The sequence below is a fragment of the Sphingobium cupriresistens LL01 genome (assembly GCF_001046645.1).
In the GTDB taxonomy this organism is placed as follows: domain Bacteria; phylum Pseudomonadota; class Alphaproteobacteria; order Sphingomonadales; family Sphingomonadaceae; genus Sphingobium; species Sphingobium cupriresistens.
Window position 1 is genome coordinate 1 of sequence record NZ_KQ130441.1, and the last position, 17,347, is coordinate 17,347.

The window sequence follows — 17,347 nt, forward strand, 5'->3', positions numbered from 1 at the left end:
CTCGCCTTCGAGCAGGGCTTCCGCTTCGCTGCCAAGCCCGTCACGGCCGAGATCGTCGAGCAGGTGCTGTCGCGGGCGATTGACGACCTCGAACCCACGCTGACGCGCAACGGTTACGATGCGGGCGCGCTCGCCAGCCAGCTCAACACCCGGCCGTCCGACATACGCGCGTTCCTCGCCGGAACGCTGGACGCCGAACACACCCGCGACCTGACCGAGCGGCTCCGCGAAGCCGGTGTGCCGATATGATACTGGCTGTCCTCGCCTTGGTATCTCCCGCACGCGGACGCAACGCATGTCGTCTGTGCCACCGATTGTGGACGTTGCGCTTCTCTCATAGCCTGCCGGCATGAACAGGCATCTTACCGCAGCTTCTTTATCGATCGTCAGCTTGCTCAGCGCGTGCTCGGCCTCGGCCGAGAGGAGGTTGGAGGGACGAGTCTTCGACATCCCGAGAGCCAACGACATATCCGACAATGATAAGCCGTTCTTTCTACCAGCGCTCGATCCCAGCGACGGGTTCTCGTTCTACCTAAATCCGAGCGCAAGCTTGCCGGAGCGAAACTTGGTGGGCGTGGCAAGCAAGAAGCGGATGTGTGCCCGCGCAGCGGGAACAGAGGCGCTTGTCAACTCGACTGTCTGCGCAAGTCGCCCGCTTTCATGGCGCGGCCGAACACTGCGCAAGGTAAGTGATGGTGTTTTCTGGACATACCAGTTGCCAGCCGAAGCAGGTCAGAAGCGTCCTCCATCGCTGGCGAGTTGCTCCGCCATGGGCGGAGGCTCGCGGCCGGGGCTCTGCACGGCCAATCTGCCGTATGACAATCTCGTGCTGACGATTCACTTCCGAGACAATCAGGTCGGCTCGCTCCAGGCATTATACGATCAATCCGTTGCTAGCCTGAGGAAGTGGGAGCGCTGATGCTTACGGCAAACCCGGCGGGAACGATCGCTGCCAGACCGCTCACCGGCACTCCTCGCTATTGGCAGAAAGCGAGAACAGGCCTTCTCCGTTTGCGAGCAGGCGCGGATGATGGCGAGCACATTGTCGCATAGCGTGAGCAGCATGGCCCACCTGCTGTCAGCAAATCTGAGCAGAAATCCGCGCTGTTTGCGAGCAGAGGCCAGTATCTTTGCAATCGCCTACAGCTATAAGGCAGGCAGCTTCCCAACGATTGGGGCGGCGACTGTCAGTCAATATCGTCCGGTCGTTCAGGAATCGGTCATTACCTACGAAGCGGGTTTCAAGCAGGAGCTGTTCGACCGCTCGGTGCTGCTCACCGGTGCTGGCTTCTACTATGACTACCGCAACAAGCAGCTGAGGGGCTTCTTCGATCAGCCGCCTTTCGGCACCGTGTTCGCACTCGACAACGTGCCTAAGTCCACCGTCAAGGGCGGTGAGCTGGCCATCGTATGGCGGCCGGTCGATGGCCTCAACCTCAGTGGCGCGGTGACCTATGTCGACGCGAAGATCAAAAAATACTCCGGTCTGAATTCCGACGGGGTATTTACTGACTTTGCCGGCGACCGGGTGCCATTCGCTCCGAAATGGAATGCGAGTGCAAACGCCGACTATACCGTTCCGCTTGGCGCCAGCCTGGCAGTGAATTTGGGTGCCAGCCTGACCTATAACAGCAGCACGCAGGCTGCGATCGGTCATGATGCGGTGACGAAGGCGGTAACCTACATCAAGCCGTTTACCACCGTTGATGCTCGCATTGCACTTCAGGATGCGGACAATGCATGGCAGGTCCAGTTCTGGGTGAAGAATCTGACCAACGAATATTACTGGAACAACGTAGCGTTCCTGTACGATACGGCGGTTCGGTATGCGGCCATGCCACGCACCTACGGAGTAAAGACCAGCTTCCGTTTCTAAAGCTGATCGGAGGATCTTGGGTTGGTCTGTCGAGATTGGCCTGGGATCTCCCCTCCTCTGCCGGCATGAAGCCGGTGGTGCATTGAATGGATACGGCCGGAGCATCCGATTTTTCGGACGCTCCGGCCGTAATCCTTTAAGTTCAGCATTTTTTGGATCAGAATGGGATCATGGCTGAGGCAGCGGATGACCTGGATGTCGTGATAGATGCCGCGGCGCTATGGCTTGCGGCGGGCCGTCATGTCGCGCTTGCCACAGTGATCGAGACCTGGGGGTCGGCGCCTCGGCGGGCGGGATCCCATCTGGTGATCCGCGACGACGGAATTTTCGAAGGCTCCGTCAGCGGCGGTTGTGTCGAAGGCGACGTCATCGTTCAGGCTCTCGAATTGATTGCGGCAGGGGGCGGCTTTCGTCGCCTGGATTATGGCGTGGCTGACGCGCAGGCCTGGGAGGTGGGACTTGCTTGCGGCGGCCGAATCTCCATCCTGTTACAGACCGTCGATGGGGCACATTTTCCGCCTGCGCTGATCGAGCGTATCGTTGATGCACGGGCGCAGGGTTTGCCGCTGGGTCTGGCGACGGATCTGACAAGCGGTGCGACCCGCGAGAATGCGGCCCCTCTGAAGGAATGGTTCTTCAATCTCTATCCTCCGCGCCGTCGTCTCGCGATCGTGGGGGCGGTTCATATCGCCCAGCTGCTCGTCCCGATGGCGCGCCTTGCGGGCTATGAGACAACCGTTATCGATCCGCGCGGCATGTTCGCGGCGGCTGCCCGATTTGATCAACCTGTAGACGAGAATTGGCCCGACGAAGCGCTTGATCGTTGGCGCCCGGACGGCGGCTCCGCGGTAGTCAGTTTGACGCATGATCCAAAGCTTGATGATCCGGCGCTGGCGCGCGCTCTGAACTCGCCGGCCTTCTATATCGGCGCATTGGGATCACGAAAAACACATGCTGCCCGGCTCGAGCGGCTCGGCGCCGCCGGCTTCACGGATAAGGAGCTCGCCCGCATCCATGGGCCGGCAGGGCTCCCAATCGGTGCGGCGGGACCAGCCGAGATCGCCGTTTCCATCCTGGCCGAGATGACGACAGTCTTGCGGAGCTCGAAGTGAGGTTTGGACGGGTATCGCTGGAAGAGGCCGAGGGTGCGATCCTGGCCCATAGCCTCTCGATTCCGGGACGCCGCTTGCCAAAAGGGCGCGTGCTCGATTGCGATGATCTGGCGGCGGTCCGGCATGCGGGATTGGAAGCGCTCACCGTTGCTCGGCTCGATACGGACGATATTGGTGAAAATGATGTCGCGATGGCGATTGCGCAGAGGCTGGCCGGAGATCATGTCCGCGCCGAACCTCCCGTCCATGGGCGGGCTGATCTGATCGCCGAGACGAACGGCCTTCTCGTTTATGCACCCGACGGCATAGGCAAGCTCAATCGGGCAACGGAGGCGATCACATTCGCCGCCGTCGCGCCGATGACGCCGGTGCGCGCGGGCGACGTGGTAGGCACCGTCAAGATAATTCCCTATGCGGTGCCCCGAGCCGAACTTGTCTCAGCGGGGCAAGTCGCGGATGGTTGCAAGGTCCGTATAGCTGCATTCGGGCCCCTCTCGGTCAATCTCGTGCAAACCAGTCTAGGCAGCGTAAGCCTCAAGCTTCTCGCCAAGACCGAAACCGTTATAAGGCAGCGAGTCGAGAGGCTTGGCGGACATTTGAATCATGTGTGGATCTGCGATCATGATGAAGCGGCTCTAACCAATTTGCTCGCGGACTCTTCGGAGGCGGATCTTGTGCTGATCATGGCGGCATCGGCGACGGCCGACCGCGAAGATGTGGTCCCCGCGGCCATTCGACAAGCGGGCGGGCGCGTGGAGCGGGTGGGAATGCCGGTCGATCCCGGCAATCTCCTGTGCCTCGGTTGGTTGCGCAGGCGGGCTGTCATTGGGTTGCCGGGTTGTGCACGTAGCCCCCTGCGTAATGGAGTTGATCTGATATTGGAGCGGCTCTTCGCTGGGTTCGGCGTGGATAGCGATGTGATCGCCGGCATGGGAGTCGGCGGTCTGCTCGGGGATGGAGGCGGACGACTCGATGCGCGCGCCCTCTAGCTGTAGAAAAACAACACTTACTTGGTTGGGATTATTGGATGTTGACCTACGACTATGATCTGTTCGTCATTGGGGCGGGCTCGGGCGGAGTGCGCGCGGCGCGGGTTTCGGCAGCCTATGGCGCGCGGGTGGCGGTCGCCGAGGAGCATCGGGTGGGCGGCACCTGCGTGATCCGGGGCTGCGTGCCCAAGAAGCTGCTCGTCTATGGCTCGCATTTCGCCGAGGATCTGCAGGATGCACGGCGCTTTGGCTGGAAGGTGCCCGATTGCGAATTTGACTGGTCGGCGCTGCGCGACAATGTGCTCGCCGAGGTCTCGCGGCTCGAAGGTCTCTACACCGAGACGCTCGGCAACAATAAGGTCGAGATCATCCGCGAGCGGGCGACCGTCGCCGGGCCGCATGAGGTGCTGCTCGGCTCGGGCCAGACGATCACCGCCGGCAAAATCCTGATCGCAACCGGCGCTTGGCCGATCGTACCCCATTTTCCGGGGGCCGAGCATGGCATCACCTCGAATGAAGTGTTCCATCTCGATACCTTCCCCAAGCGCGTGGTGATCGCAGGGGCGGGCTATATCGCCAATGAATTTGCCGGCATCTTCCACCAGTTTGGTGCGCATGTGACGCTGGTCAACCGCACCGACGTGATCCTGCGCGGCTATGACGAGCAGATCCGCGACCGGCTGCTCCAGATCTCGATGACCAAGGGGATCGAGTTCAAATTCCACGTCGCCTTCGAGAAGGTCGACAAGCAACCGGACGGCTCGCTGCTGGTGCACATGACCGGCCATGAGCCGATCCCGGCCGACATGCTGCTATTCGCCACCGGCCGACGCCCGCATACCGAAAATCTCGGGCTGGAGACGGCCGACGTCGCACTCGACGCCAAGGGCGCGATCAAGGTGGACGACGACAACCGCTCGAGCTGCGCCAGCATCTATGCGGTGGGCGACGTCACCAACCGGGTGCAGCTGACGCCGGTCGCGATCCGCGAGGGCCAGGCCTTTGCCGACACTGTGTTCGGCAATAATCCCCGCCGGGTCGATTATGGCTGCATCCCGTCCGCCGTATTCAGCCATCCGCCGATGGCGGGCGTGGGCATGACCGAGGCCGAGGCGCGCAACAAGCTCGGTGAGGTCAAGGTCTACACCTCCGACTTCCGGGCGATGAAGAATGTGCTCGCCGACCGCCACGAGCGCGCGCTCTACAAGCTGGTCGTCCATCCTGAGACCGACGTGGTGGTCGGCATCCACATGATCGGCCCCGACGCGCCTGAAATCCTGCAGGCCGCCGCGATCGCGGTGAAGGCGAGGCTCACCAAGGCCCAGTTCGACGATACCGTAGCACTGCATCCCTCTATGGCCGAGGAACTGGTGCTGATGCGGTAGGGCTTGGGTTGCCAGCTACCGACGTATGCGCCTGGGCGCTGCGTCGGTCATGCGCTTGGCCTGCCGTTCGCCTGAACGCGACCGGCAGGCCGTTAGCTGGTCATTGCGACCGAATAACAGGGTCGGCAATTCAACTATTGACGATAGCGGCGCATTTCGAGGCGAGCGATCGCGCGGTTGTGAACCTCATCCGGCCCATCCACCAGGCGCATTGTGCGGAGATGTGCATAGGCGCGCGCAAGGCCGAAGTCGTCGGCGACGCCCGCGCCGCCATGCGCCTGGATCGCATCGTCGGCGATCTTCAACGCCATATGCGGCCCCGCCACCTTGATCATCGCGATTTCCGCTTGTGCTGCCTTGGCCCCAAGCTTGTCCATCACGTCGGCGGCCTTGAGGCATAGGAGGCGGGTCATTTCAAGTGACGTCCGTGCTTCGGCGATCCGCTGCTCCCAGATGGAATGCTCTGCTAGGCGTTTCCCAAAGGCAGTGCGCGAAAGGAGCCGCTCCACCATTTTCTTCAAGATTTCCTCGGCCAAGCCAATCGTGCGCATACAGTGATGGATTCGGCCTGGCCCCAATCGCCCCTGAGCAATTTCAAAGCCGCGCCCCTCGCCGAGCAGCATATTCTCGACCGGAACGCGAACATCCTTCAGCTCGACTTCGCCATGACCATGAGGCGCATCGTCATAGCCAAACACAGGAAGCATTCGCAGAACCTTAACCCCCGGCGTGTCGAGCGGCAGGAGGATCATGCTCTGCTGAGCATGGCGCGGGGCATCAGGATCGGTCTTTCCCATGAGAATGCCGACCGAGCATCGAGGATCGCCTATGCCCGAAGACCACCATTTGCGGCCGTTGATCACATAATGGTCGCCGTCACAAACGATGGAGGTTTCGATATTGGTGGCGTCAGAGGATGCGACTCGCGGCTCGGTCATCAGAAAGACCGAGCGAATCTTCCCCTCCATCAGCGGCCGGAGCCAGCGCTCCTTATGCTCGCGAGTTCCATAGCGGTGCAGGACCTCCATGTTGCCGGTATCGGGCGCGGAGCAGTTGAACACCTCGGACGCCCATTCGATGCGGCCCATCTCTTCCGCGCAGGAGGCATATTCCAGATTGGTAAGGCCCGGAGCGACGAACTCGAAGCTGCTGTCGACGGGATTGTGGCCGGCCAGCGGCGGCATGAAAAGATTCCATATGCCGTCCGCTTTCGCGCGCTCCTTCAATTCCTCGATTATCGGCAGAGTCTTCCACCGCTCTCCACTAGCCTGCTGCGCGGCATAGGTCTCATCATGGGGCCGAACCACATCGTTCATGAAATTACGGACCCGATCACGCCACATGGTTTCCGCGGGCGACATCGTGAAATTCATATTGCAGTCCTTATCTGGCCCATGGGCATGATAACCACATGGTAATTATCATTAACCCCTGCATGATCCAAGCGATTCGATAAAAGGAGGGCATGCGCCATCTGCGTAGGCTTTTTCACTTCGAGTCGGAGATTGCAGGCCGCGAACGCTGTAAAGGAAGCCATTGTAGAACATAGAGTATGAACCAGCGCCTTTCGCCCCGGCTGGACAAGAGGGCATTTCGTCCTCTCGCAAAGCAGGCTTGTAACCATGTGGTAAGTATGCTCTGATCTTTCAGGCTGGTGCCAGGCACATGGGGCCACTGGCGATGTGGTCAAGGCTGAAGCGAAGTCAATTCGCGCAGTTGAGCATTTTCGGAGGATGAAGAATGGCTAACAGACTCGCAGGCAAGGTTGCGCTCATCACGGGTGGAGCGAGCGGGCTCGGCGCCGCTCAGGCGAAGCGTTTCGCGGAAGAAGGCGCCAAGGTCGTAATCGGCGACCTCAATGAAGAGATGGCCAAGGGCGTCGTAGCCGAAATCAGGGCTGCTGGTGGCGATGCGCTCTTCATTCGGTTGGATGTTACCGATGCGGCGAGCTGGAATAATGCGATTGCCGCTGCCGTCGAGGCTTTTGGCGGGCTTACGACTCTATCCAACACTGCCGGTATCATTCATCCTGGCGGCTTCGAGGAGGAGAGCATTGAAGGCTGGAACAAGATGGTGGCGGTCAATCAGACTGCTATCTTCCTCGGAATCAAGGCGGCAATCCCCGAGCTGGTGAAGTCGGGCAATGGCTCGATCATCAACATCAGTTCGTTGATCGGCATGTTTCCCACCGCCGGCAATGCCAGCTACTGTGCCACCAAAGCGGCCGTGCGCATCATGAGCAAGGCGGCGGCGCTGGAGTTTGTGGACCGCGGCGTTCGGGTGAATACGATCGTGCCCGGCGGAATGAACACGCCGATCACGGCGAATGTCCCCCCTGACGTGCTGAAGCAGCAGACAAGCCAGATCCCCATGGGAAAGCTCGGTGACCCGATCGACATTGCCAACGGCGCGCTTTTTCTGGCCTCTGACGAGGCGAAATATATTACTGGCGTGGATCTGCCGATTGACGGAGGCTGGTCCGTGGGTGTTTGAACTCATTGATATTATTTGTGAAAACACAGCATTAGAAAGTGAAAGCGCGCGGCTGCGTGCCGCGCGCAAAGGGGCAGCATTAGCGGGCCAGGGGACTTGGACATTTAGTCTCACTTTTCGGTCCGGTTCCTCAGAATCCAGCTTGACTACCAACTGGTAATTGTGCTTGGATCAAGGTCCGGTGATCGGCCCAGTTGTTGTGCATCGGAAAAAAGAACCCTCAGCGACGCGGGTCTGAATTGCGCGCTCAAGCTATTTAGGAGGCACAGGATGAGCAACAGAATGGCAGGAAAAGTCGCGCTCGTAACGGGCGCGGCGAGCGGCCTGGGTGCAGCGCAGGCTCGGCTTTTTGCCAAGGAGGGCGCCAAGGTCGTCGTCGCCGATCTGAATGTCGAAATGGGCAACAAGGTCGTGGCCGAGATTCAGGAAAGCGGGGGCGAGGCCCTATCGTGCGGCTGGATATCACCGATGCTGCGAGCTGGGCGGGGGCTGTCGAGGCGGCGGTTGGGGCCTTTGGGAAGCTCACGACGCTTTACAACACCGCGGGCATCATCCACGGCGCGATGATCCAGGACGAGACGCTCGAAGGCTGGAGCAAGATGATCGCGGTCAACCAGACTGCGCTTTTCCTGGGCCTGAAGATGGTTGCGCCGGAAATTGCGAAGTCGGGAAATGGTGCGATCCTAAACATCAGTTCGCTCGTCAGCGTCATCTGTGAGCCTGGCTTGATCAGCTATGCGGCGACCAAGTCTGCGGTACGCGCGATGACCAAGGTGGCTGCGCTGGAATATGTCGGGCAAGGGGTGCGGGTGAACACCATCGTTCCTGGTGGCATGAAGACGCCGATGCAGGCGAACGTCACGCCCGAGCAGGTTGAATGGTACAAAGCGCAGATCCCGATGGGCGATCTTGGCGAGCCGAACGATATCGCTTATGGGGCGCTATATCTTCTGTCAGACGAAGCTAAATATGTTACTGGAACGGAACTGTTCATCGATGGCGGCTGGTCTTCTGCGGCCTAAATCCTTGATGCCCTCGATCCTGCTAAGATTACGGGATTATATTCAACTAGGAGATACAAAATGAGTGATCTAGACAGACTTGCAAGCCGGGCCGCGATTCAGGACCTCTACTCTGACAAGCTCATTGCCGTAGACAAGCGCCAAGAGGGCCGTCTCGCTTCTATTTGGTGGGATGATGCAGAGTGGACCATTGAGGGAATCGGCACCTACAAGGGCCCGGAAGGCGCCCTCGATTTGGCCAATAACGTACTCTGGCCAATGTTTCACGAATGTATTCATTATGGAACCAATCTGCGCTTGGAATTTGTGAGCGCGGACAAGGTAAATGGTATTGGCGACGTCCTTCTCCTTGGAAATCTCGTCGAAGGTAATCAGTCGATTCTTATCGCTGCGGTCTTCACGGATGAGTATGAGCGCCGTGACGGGGTGTGGAAGTTCTCTAAGCGCAACGCATGCACGAACTATTTCACCCCGCTGGCCGGCATTCATTTCGCACCGCCCGGCATTCATTTCGCACCGTCCGGCGCATAATCTTATATATACAAGTGATTAGTTGGGCATTCACATGACGCTTGTCGTGTGGATGCCCAATTTTATATGGATGGAGAACTCAAACACAACGCGACTCGCGATTGGAGATGAGTCACGCCGGGGCACCTGGCGCCGAATGGTGGCCCCCCATTCAGCATTGCCGATCGGGCTTGCAATTTCGCCCGCCTGGTCCGTTAGAAGCATGAGCGCCGCCCATCGAAAGATGTTTCGGGATGGCCCCATTTGCCTTCTCGTGCTTGCCGATGCGGAGATCAGGCGCGGTTGACATGTGACCATTTGGTAATCTATCCTTTCCTTGTATCGAGGTGCGACGTGATCTCGCTTCGGTAAAAGAAGGGCGGAGCATTGACTTCGACGCAGGAGAGACGGTCGGCGGCTTTGGGTCGTTCGACCGGTGGAGGGCATTCTTGAAGCAATCGGCAGAGCGATCGCGGTTATCTCGCCGCGCTTTCATCCAGGCCGGCGGCGCGGGGCTGGCGGTTTCCACCCTGGGTGCTGCGGCATCTGCTCCGGCTGTTGCCGCGGTGGGCCGGCAGTGGACCCAAATCGCGGATATAGTCGTGGTCGGCAGCGGCGCGGCCGCCTCGGTTGCCGCACTTGCGGCTGCCAAGGACGGCGCGAAGGTCCTCATGCTGGAAAAAGCGCCGGTATATGGCGGTACGTCCGCGAAATCCGGTGGGGCTTTCTGGGTGCCCAATAATTTCAGGCTGAAGGAGCGGGGGATCGAGGATCCAAAGGCTTCGCTCCTGGCTTATTGCGCTGCCTATTCATATCCGCATCTTTTCGACAGCAATTCACCGACGCTCGGCCTGGGTGAGGATGTCTACAAACTGCTTGAGGCGTTTTACGACAACGCGTCGCCGATGACGGACATGTTGCGGGAAATCAAGGCAGCCGAGATAGGCCGCTTTCATGTCCTTCCCGACGGCCAGGGAACCGATCTGCCTGACTATGGCGTGCTCGACGGCAACAATAAGGTGCCTCGCGGACGGTGCCTCGGACCCATCAAGCCTGATGGGTCGCCAGGATTCGGCGCGGAGTTGATGCGCCAGATCAAGGCGCGCATCGACGCTTATGGCATTCCCCTGCTCACCAGCCACCAGGTTGTCCGCCTGGTTACCGACGGGGATGGCGCGGTGCTCGGCGTCGAGGCGCTGAACGACGGGAAGGAGGTTTCCTTTGGCGCGCGCAAAGGCGTGATCTTCGCAACGGGCGGGTTCACCTATAATCGCGAAATGCTCAATCTCCATCAGACAGGGCCGGTCTATGGCGGTTGCGGGGTGCCGACCAATACTGGCGACTTTGTATCGATTGCCGGGGCTGTTGGAGCGAAGCTTGGCAATATGGGAAGCGCCTGGCGCGCCGAGATCGTGCTGGAAGAGGCGCTGGAATATGTAAGCGTGCCAAGCGACGTATGGATTCCGCCGGGCGACAGCATGTTCATTGTCAATCGCTATGGGAATCGTGTCTTCAACGAGAAGCGCAATTACCATGACCGTGCGCGCGTACATCAACATTATGATCCCAACGGCTCTGTTGCAAAGATTGGCGGCAGTCAGAGGTAGGCTGTCGCTCTGCGCCGATCAGGCGGCTGCTGCGAAATGGTGGTTGAGCATGCCCATGGCCTCCGTCAGCGCCGAGGGCCCAATGCCAAAAGCTCTCTCCACAAGGCGCACCTCGCCCCTGATGCCGGGCTGCAGGCACCAGGGGCGAGCCTGTCCTTTGCGCAGGGCTCGCATGACTTCGAATCCCTTGATCGTGGCATAGGCCGTGGGGATCGATTTGAAACCGCGCACCGGCTTGATCAGTATCTTGAGCTTTCCGTGATCGGCCTCGATCACGTTATTGAGATACTTCACCTGCCGGTGGGCCGTCTCCCGGTCCAGCTTTCCTTCGCGCTTCAATTCGGTGATCGCTGCACCATAGCTCGGCGCTTTGTCGGTATTGAGCGTGGCAGGCTTTTCCCAGTGCTTCAGGCCTCGCAGGGCCTTGCCCAGGAACCGCTTCGCTGCCTTGGCGCTGCGGGTCGGCGACAGGTAGAAATCGATCGTGTCGCCCCGCTTGTCGACTGCCCGGTACAGGTAGGTCCACTTGCCCCGCACCTTGACGTAGGTTTCATCCAGGCGCCAGCTCGGATCAAAGCCACGCCGCCAGAACCAGCGCAGCCGCTTCTCCATCTCCGGGGCGTAGCACTGGACCCAGCGATAGATCGTCGTATGGTCGACCGAAATGCCGCGTTCCGCCAGCATTTCCTCAAGGTCGCGATAGCTGATCGGATAGCGACAATACCAGCGCACCGCCCACAGGATCACATCACCCTGGAAATGGCGCCACTTGAAATCCGTCATCGTTCCGTCCGTCCAATCTCCGCCAAGCATGCTCAAGCTTCACGATTTTTGCAACAGAGCCGGGGGAAGATTGCCGCCCCGAAATCTGGTTCCTGTCCGCCCGCTATGGCTTTCATCCGGCAGATATGCCGATCGCTGACTATGAGCAGCGCATGACGCCGAGCCGGGCCGCTGAATTGCTCCGGCTCCCAACGTCCAATCATGCGGCCTTCGCGGAAGCGGCGCGGGGCGCTGATAGAATCCTCCTCGCAGGGGGTGCCATTTACCGGGACGCGATGCGCCGCGCGATCGGCCAGCATCCGAGCATCGCAGAGACGGACGGCGGAGGGATCGGCATCCACCGGCAGCAGTTGCGGCGCTGGCTTGCCGTGGACCGCGACACGACCGGGGCCGTTCCCGTCCAGAGCCTTGATGCCTTCGCCTGCGAGCGCGGCTTGGTGACGATGGCCGAGGCGCGAGGCCATATCCACGCCGGGTTGCGTTCAGCGCCGACGACCAAGACTTTCCGCAGATGGTATGAGAGCGAAACGCGCCGCCTGTTGATCGAGGCAGGCAGGACCGCGAGCCTCTATCAAGCGGCGATCGACGCGGGAACGATCATTGCACCGCCTCGCGCGACCCTTGAGGAAATCGCCAATGGCCACCCCGATCTAGAGTCGACGCACGCCGCGCGCCGCGTGCTGGAAAAGCGCCGCGCCCGTCGCGAGCTGACGGAGAGGGAGGCCGCGTGACGGGCCGCCCGCCTTTCGGCCACAACGGAGGCCCGGCGCTGGACGATACCCCGCCAGCTCCGCCGCGTTTGCCCTATGATGCCGCCTGCGTGCGCTGCATCCATTGGACGCCGCCCAGCGAGCGGGAGGAATCCGATTATCGCTATTGGGCAATGACGGGGCGCGGGCGGCGCGTGAAGGAGCCGAGCGGCCATTGCTTCCGCGTGATGCACAGGCCCGGAGGCCCGCTTTCATTTTCGGGCACGATGGGCCGGAGCAGTTGCTATAACTACGAGGCGAAGCCGCCGCCTGCCTATCGACCCAGCGGGCAAGGCTTTGTCACCATTTGGGGGCCGGGTGACAAGATTCTCTGGCAGGGGCGCGAGGGTGAGGAACCCGCCGAGTTCCGACAAGGCGAGCTGGACCTATAGACAGGGCGAAGGAAGGTAGAGCGATGAAGGTTGAGACGCGGCAGACGATCGAGCGCCAGATTGCGCGGAAAGCGGCCGAGGGGCTGATTGCGGGCGGCTATGCCGTGTCGGTCTATGACGGCGAGGAAATCGCCTTGGAGGCGTCCACGGACGTTAAGGCGATCATGGCCGCCATGTTCGCCACCGACGAGGATTATCTATTCGCCATGAAGCCCGACGAGGCCGGGAAGATGGAGCGGCAGGGCTATGCCCGCTTCATCTACGGCAACGAAGGTTGGGACGTGATGAGCGACTACACCACCAATCTTGAAAGCGAGCTGGCGGGGGCGAAGGCCGAAGCCGACAAGCTGGAAACGCGGCACGGATAAGGAGCGCCTGCTATGGAAACCATCGACTTGACGCCGACATGGGGCGAAATCGGCTTGCTGTATGTCCGCCTTGCGGAATCTGGCGAGACGAAGGCCCTCACGGAAATGCGGGGCGAGGTCGCGCGGGCCTTCGCCGCCTCGCAAGCCCTCACGGCCATTATGGGCGACTTGCCCGCCGAGCTGCGCGACCGCACCCGCATCATCATAGGCGAGGAGCTGGCGAAGCAGGGCTTCCCCGGCGATCGACCGCCTTCCGATTCTGGCGATGCCGGTGCCGTCGATCGAGGCACCGCCACCAAGGCTATCGAGCAAGCCTTTGGGGGCAAGCCTGCCCCGATCATGCTTGATGAAGCGTGGGAGTGGGATCGCGCGGCGAAGAAGCAGGCCGGAGAGAATGGCGAGCAATGATGCTCCGAAGGGGATCAAGGGATGAGTGACGCTATGGGCCACACGGCCGTTTTCGGCGCGACGGGCGGGGGTAAGACTAGCTTTCCTCCCATGCTGCAATTTGAGTTCCATGCCTATGCCGGGGACGAATCCGGCGTGATCGCGGCGCAACCGACGATTACGACCGAGCGCATGGCGAGCCATAGCGCCGCGCGGGCGAAGGCGGGCCGTATTGCCAAACAGATCGGGGGGCCGGTCGATTTGGCGCTGGCAGGGGCCGCGCCTTGGGATGATCGCTACATCACCACGGCCAGCCCCAGCGAACATCATGCCTCTGGCTATCGGTTGGAGAGGCTGACTTGATGCCCTTGGTGTTCATCGCCGCCGCCGCGCTGGCGGGTTGTTCCGTGACCGATGGCGACACGATCAGATGCGGGGACGAGCGTATCCGGTTTCTTGGCGTGGACGCGCCCGACGATCCGAGCAACAGCCGGTGCAGGCCGGTGCCCAAGCCCGGCGCGATTTGCGACCGGCAGCGGGCAGAGGCGAGCAAAGAGGCGTTGCAGCGGACCATGACAGGGCCGCTTTCGATCGAGCGCGTAGGGGTTGACCCCTACGGGCGCACGCTGGCGTTGGTCTATGTGCAGGGGCGCAGCCTCTCATGCCGCCAGATCGAGGCCGGGCAGGCTGTCTATGTGGCGCGTTGGGATCAGGACGGGCGGGTTGCGCGTGAGTGCCCCCGTGCGGTCGCGAGCTGGCAGGGGTGGCGATGATGGGCGCGCCAGACCCCGGAACGCCCAACGGGCGTAGCGCCGAAGGCGGGGCGTTGATCGGCTATGCGCGGGTATCGACCCCCGAACAGGACATGAGCTTGCAGATCGACGCGCTTGAGAAGGCGGGTTGTGCCCGCATCTTCACGGACGTTGCAGGCGGTGCGAAGGCCGAGCGGGCCGGGCTGGCCGAGGCGCTGGCCTATCTTCGCCCGGCAGACACGCTTGTCGTGTGGAAGATCGACCGGCTAGGCCGCTCGCTTCCCCATCTGGTCGGGCTTGTCGAAAATCTGCGTGATCGCGGCATAGGCTTCCGATCGCTGACAGATGCCGGGATGGACACGACGACGCCCAGCGGCGCGTTGATCTTCCATATATTCGCCGCGCTGGCCGACTTTGAGCGGTCGCTGATCCGCGAGCGGACAAAGGCCGGATTGGAGGTCGCCGCCGCGCGCGGCCGAAAGGGCGGCCGTAGGTCGGTTGTCACGCCCGGAGTGCTGAAACGCGCGCGCGACATGATGGATAAGGGGTTGACGGTGCGGCAGGCCGCCGCCGCGCTCAAGATCGGCAAGACGCCGCTCTATGAGGCGCTACGCGCAGCGGATGAGGCCGCAGGCAGCGGATCGGGGGGCAAAGAAAATGGCGTATGACGATTATCGGGAAGGCGACCGCTTTTCGGTGGACTTCCGCATGGCGGGCCAAATGAAAGGCTGTTGGCACCTGATAGGCGAAACTGCCACGCTGGACGAGGCGTGCGCGATGTTCGACGGCATTGTTGCTTCCGATCGCGCGGAAGGTGCAACGCCGGGGGCACGCTGGCGCATGTGCCATATGCGCGGTTCGGAAATTCTCCGCGTTATTGAGGATACGACGCTTACGAGGGACGGGCTGGCGACGACGCCCGATGACGCTGACTGATAGCGCGCGGCCCGTCCCTTTAGCGTAACGATTCATTGCTTTTCGAGGCACTTTCGGCCTATTCACGCACTACCTACGGAGACGTGGGCGGGGGCGTGGAAACCCTCTGATAATCGAGCCGGTCGAGCTTAACGACCGGGTGGCGGACGCGCATGTCCAGAAGCCACCCGGCTTTAAAGGCGTTCGCGCCTGACGATTATCAGGTTTCCAACACCCGGTTCCAAGCGGGCACGCCTCCAAAATGGGGGCGTGCCGCTGGCTTTCCGGCCTACTCCCGACAGCACAGTTTCGGAAATGGCGCGAGATCGCTGCCATCGGTTTTGCTTGTTGGGGGGATAAGTGACCAATTCGGAAAATTCATCCGGCTCGATAGGCGTCACCTCAAGGTTTGTGCGCCAGACAACGATTTGGCGGACATAATGAGAACACTGGCTATGCCACGAGTTTGAAGCGGGCCATGGGATCGTTGAGGGTGCGGAACTCGCCAGGGGAGAGCCGGTTTGCCCTTTGCCACAGATAGTCGCCGGTCAAACTGATATGCACCCAGCCCATCGGCGAGAGATGGGCAAGCAGCGCATCATCGAAGGTGCCGCCGGATGATTGGAGATGCTGGGCGGCCCTGTCCATATAGACGGTGTTCCAGTAAGAAATCGCCGCGATCAGCAGATTGAGGCCCGATGCCCGATATTCCTGATTCTCGATCGAGCGATCGGTGAACCGCCCCTGTCGGTTGGTGTAGATCGCGGCGGCAAGGGTATGACGTGCTTCGCCTTTATTGAGGCCGGCCTGGCAGGCGCGACGCAAGTCGGGCTGTTCAAGCCAGTCGAGCGCAAATAGCGTCCGCTCGATGCGGCCGAGTTCGGCCAGCGCAAAATCCAGCCTGTTCTGGCGCTTGTAGGCGGCCAGCTTGCGCAGGATCGCGGAGGGCGCAACGGCTCCTTCCTTAATGGAGGCGACGATCCTGACGATGTCATCCCAATCGGCTTCGATCGCCGCCGTCTTGATCGTGCGGCCCATGAGGCTTTCGATGCCTTTGTAGGTCGAAGGCGCGGCGATCGAGCCGAGTTTCCGGTCGGCGATGTCGCGCAGACGGGGCACGAACCGGAAGCCGAGAAGATGGCAAAGGGCAAAGACATGGTCCGTCGCGCCGCCGGTATCAGTGTAATGGGCTCTGTTGCAAAGATTGGCGGCAGTCAGAGGTAGGCTGTCGCTCTGCGCCGATCAGGCGGCTGCTGCGAAATGGTGGTTGAGCATGCCCATGGCCTCCGTCAGCGCCGAGGGCCCAATGCCAAAAGCTCTCTCCACAAGGCGCACCTCGCCCCTGATGCCGGGCTGCAGGCACCAGGGGCGAGCCTGTCCTTTGCGCAGGGCTCGCATGACTTCGAATCCCTTGATCGTGGCATAGGCCGTGGGGATCGATTTGAAACCGCGCACCGGCTTGATCAGTATCTTGAGCTTTCCGTGATCGGCCTCGATCACGTTATTGAGATACTTCACCTGCCGGTGGGCCGTCTCCCGGTCCAGCTTTCCTTCGCGCTTCAATTCGGTGATCGCTGCACCATAGCTCGGCGCTTTGTCGGTATTGAGCGTGGCAGGCTTTTCCCAGTGCTTCAGGCCTCGCAGGGCCTTGCCCAGGAACCGCTTCGCTGCCTTGGCGCTGCGGGTCGGCGACAGGTAGAAATCGATCGTGTCGCCCCGCTTGTCGACTGCCCGGTACAGGTAGGTCCACTTGCCCCGCACCTTGACGTAGGTTTCATCCAGGCGCCAGCTCGGATCAAAGCCACGCCGCCAGAACCAGCGCAGCCGCTTCTCCATCTCCGGGGCGTAGCACTGGACCCAGCGATAGATCGTCGTATGGTCGACCGAAATGCCGCGTTCCGCCAGCATTTCCTCAAGGTCGCGATAGCTGATCGGATAGCGACAATACCAGCGCACCGCCCACAGGATCACATCACCCTGGAAATGGCGCCACTTGAAATCCGTCAT

19 protein-coding genes and 3 pseudogenes are annotated in these 17,347 nt (G+C 61.0%); 18 read left to right on the forward strand and 4 right to left on the reverse strand.

Annotated elements, in window-relative coordinates:
- The 6 genes and pseudogenes from V473_RS21625 to gorA all read left to right on the forward strand — a co-directional run.
- Positions 1 to 249 (forward strand): annotated as a pseudogene (locus tag V473_RS21625) (ExeA family protein); the annotation flags it as partial.
- 100 nt (positions 250 to 349) lie between these two features.
- Complete coding sequence (locus V473_RS23775; protein ID WP_062121710.1) at positions 350 to 919, forward strand: hypothetical protein; 570 nt, start codon at positions 350 to 352, stop codon at positions 917 to 919.
- Positions 920 to 1,063: 144 nt separating this feature from the next.
- Positions 1,064 to 1,876: a TonB-dependent receptor domain-containing protein gene (locus V473_RS21630; protein ID WP_244884600.1), complete on the forward strand. Its 813-nt coding sequence runs from the start codon at positions 1,064 to 1,066 to the stop codon at positions 1,874 to 1,876.
- Between the two features lie 170 nt (positions 1,877 to 2,046).
- Complete coding sequence (locus V473_RS21635) at positions 2,047 to 2,988, forward strand: XdhC family protein (protein ID WP_007682022.1); 942 nt, start codon at positions 2,047 to 2,049, stop codon at positions 2,986 to 2,988.
- Complete coding sequence (locus tag V473_RS21640; protein ID WP_007682023.1) at positions 2,985 to 3,977, forward strand: molybdopterin-binding protein; 993 nt, start codon at positions 2,985 to 2,987, stop codon at positions 3,975 to 3,977. Before V473_RS21635 ends, V473_RS21640 begins: the two co-directional genes overlap by 4 nt.
- Positions 3,978 to 4,015: 38 nt before the next feature.
- Entirely contained in the window at positions 4,016 to 5,362 is a 1,347-nt protein-coding gene (gene gorA / locus V473_RS21645) for a glutathione-disulfide reductase (RefSeq protein WP_007682024.1), read from the forward strand.
- A gap of 134 nt (positions 5,363 to 5,496) precedes the next feature.
- On the opposite strand, the gene V473_RS21650 is transcribed toward gorA, so the two are convergent.
- Positions 5,497 to 6,735 (reverse strand): acyl-CoA dehydrogenase family protein, encoded by a 1,239-nt coding sequence (locus tag V473_RS21650; protein WP_007682027.1) that lies wholly within the window; start codon positions 6,733 to 6,735, stop codon positions 5,497 to 5,499.
- A gap of 367 nt (positions 6,736 to 7,102) precedes the next feature.
- Between V473_RS21650 and linX the strand changes: the two genes are divergently transcribed.
- The 4 genes and pseudogenes from linX (at position 7,103) to V473_RS21670 (ending at position 10,994) form a co-directional block, all read left to right on the forward strand.
- Positions 7,103 to 7,855: a 2,5-dichloro-2,5-cyclohexadiene-1,4-diol dehydrogenase LinX gene (gene linX, locus V473_RS21655; protein ID WP_007682029.1), complete on the forward strand. Its 753-nt coding sequence runs from the start codon at positions 7,103 to 7,105 to the stop codon at positions 7,853 to 7,855.
- A gap of 282 nt (positions 7,856 to 8,137) precedes the next feature.
- A pseudogene (locus V473_RS21660) lies at positions 8,138 to 8,877 on the forward strand (SDR family NAD(P)-dependent oxidoreductase).
- Positions 8,878 to 8,937: 60 nt separating this feature from the next.
- A complete protein-coding gene (linA, locus tag V473_RS21665) occupies positions 8,938 to 9,408 on the forward strand; it encodes a hexachlorocyclohexane dehydrochlorinase (protein ID WP_013040172.1) in 471 nt (156 codons plus the stop codon).
- A 428-nt stretch (positions 9,409 to 9,836) separates the two neighbouring features.
- Complete coding sequence (locus tag V473_RS21670; RefSeq protein WP_021246209.1) at positions 9,837 to 10,994, forward strand: FAD-dependent oxidoreductase; 1,158 nt, start codon at positions 9,837 to 9,839, stop codon at positions 10,992 to 10,994.
- Between the two features lie 18 nt (positions 10,995 to 11,012).
- On the opposite strand, the gene V473_RS21675 is transcribed toward V473_RS21670, so the two are convergent.
- Entirely contained in the window at positions 11,013 to 11,777 is a 765-nt protein-coding gene (locus tag V473_RS21675) for an IS6-like element IS6100 family transposase (RefSeq protein WP_001389365.1), read from the reverse strand.
- A gap of 275 nt (positions 11,778 to 12,052) precedes the next feature.
- Between V473_RS21675 and V473_RS21680 the strand changes: the two genes are divergently transcribed.
- The 8 genes from V473_RS21680 to V473_RS21715 all read left to right on the forward strand — a co-directional run bounded on the left by V473_RS21680 (position 12,053) and on the right by V473_RS21715 (position 15,361).
- A complete protein-coding gene (locus tag V473_RS21680) occupies positions 12,053 to 12,508 on the forward strand; it encodes a hypothetical protein (protein WP_201785576.1) in 456 nt (151 codons plus the stop codon).
- Positions 12,505 to 12,918 (forward strand): hypothetical protein, encoded by a 414-nt coding sequence (locus V473_RS21685; protein ID WP_066609321.1) that lies wholly within the window; start codon positions 12,505 to 12,507, stop codon positions 12,916 to 12,918. Before V473_RS21680 ends, V473_RS21685 begins: the two co-directional genes overlap by 4 nt.
- Before the next feature lie 23 nt (positions 12,919 to 12,941).
- A complete protein-coding gene (locus tag V473_RS21690; protein ID WP_014194368.1) occupies positions 12,942 to 13,286 on the forward strand; it encodes a hypothetical protein in 345 nt (114 codons plus the stop codon).
- Positions 13,287 to 13,298: 12 nt separating this feature from the next.
- Positions 13,299 to 13,694, forward strand: coding sequence for a hypothetical protein (locus V473_RS24225; protein ID WP_169793977.1), 396 nt, complete (start codon positions 13,299 to 13,301; stop codon positions 13,692 to 13,694).
- Positions 13,695 to 13,784: 90 nt separating this feature from the next.
- The gene (locus tag V473_RS21700) at positions 13,785 to 14,036 is read left to right on the forward strand and encodes a hypothetical protein (protein WP_066609322.1); all 252 of its coding nucleotides are present in this window, start codon (positions 13,785 to 13,787) and stop codon (positions 14,034 to 14,036) included.
- On the forward strand, positions 14,036 to 14,446 hold the full coding sequence (locus V473_RS21705; protein ID WP_066609323.1) for a thermonuclease family protein: 411 nt from the start codon (positions 14,036 to 14,038) through the stop codon (positions 14,444 to 14,446). Before V473_RS21700 ends, V473_RS21705 begins: the two co-directional genes overlap by 1 nt.
- Positions 14,443 to 15,093, forward strand: a complete 651-nt coding sequence (locus V473_RS21710; protein ID WP_066609324.1) for a recombinase family protein — start codon at positions 14,443 to 14,445, stop codon at positions 15,091 to 15,093. Before V473_RS21705 ends, V473_RS21710 begins: the two co-directional genes overlap by 4 nt.
- Positions 15,083 to 15,361: a hypothetical protein gene (locus V473_RS21715; RefSeq protein ID WP_066609325.1), complete on the forward strand. Its 279-nt coding sequence runs from the start codon at positions 15,083 to 15,085 to the stop codon at positions 15,359 to 15,361. Before V473_RS21710 ends, V473_RS21715 begins: the two co-directional genes overlap by 11 nt.
- 432 nt (positions 15,362 to 15,793) lie before the next feature.
- On the opposite strand, the pseudogene V473_RS21720 reads toward V473_RS21715, so the two are convergent.
- Together V473_RS21720 and V473_RS21725 are read right to left on the reverse strand one after the other, a co-directional pair.
- A pseudogene (locus V473_RS21720) lies at positions 15,794 to 16,528 on the reverse strand (Tn3 family transposase); the annotation flags it as partial.
- A 54-nt stretch (positions 16,529 to 16,582) separates the two neighbouring features.
- Entirely contained in the window at positions 16,583 to 17,347 is a 765-nt protein-coding gene (locus V473_RS21725) for an IS6-like element IS6100 family transposase (RefSeq protein WP_001389365.1), read from the reverse strand.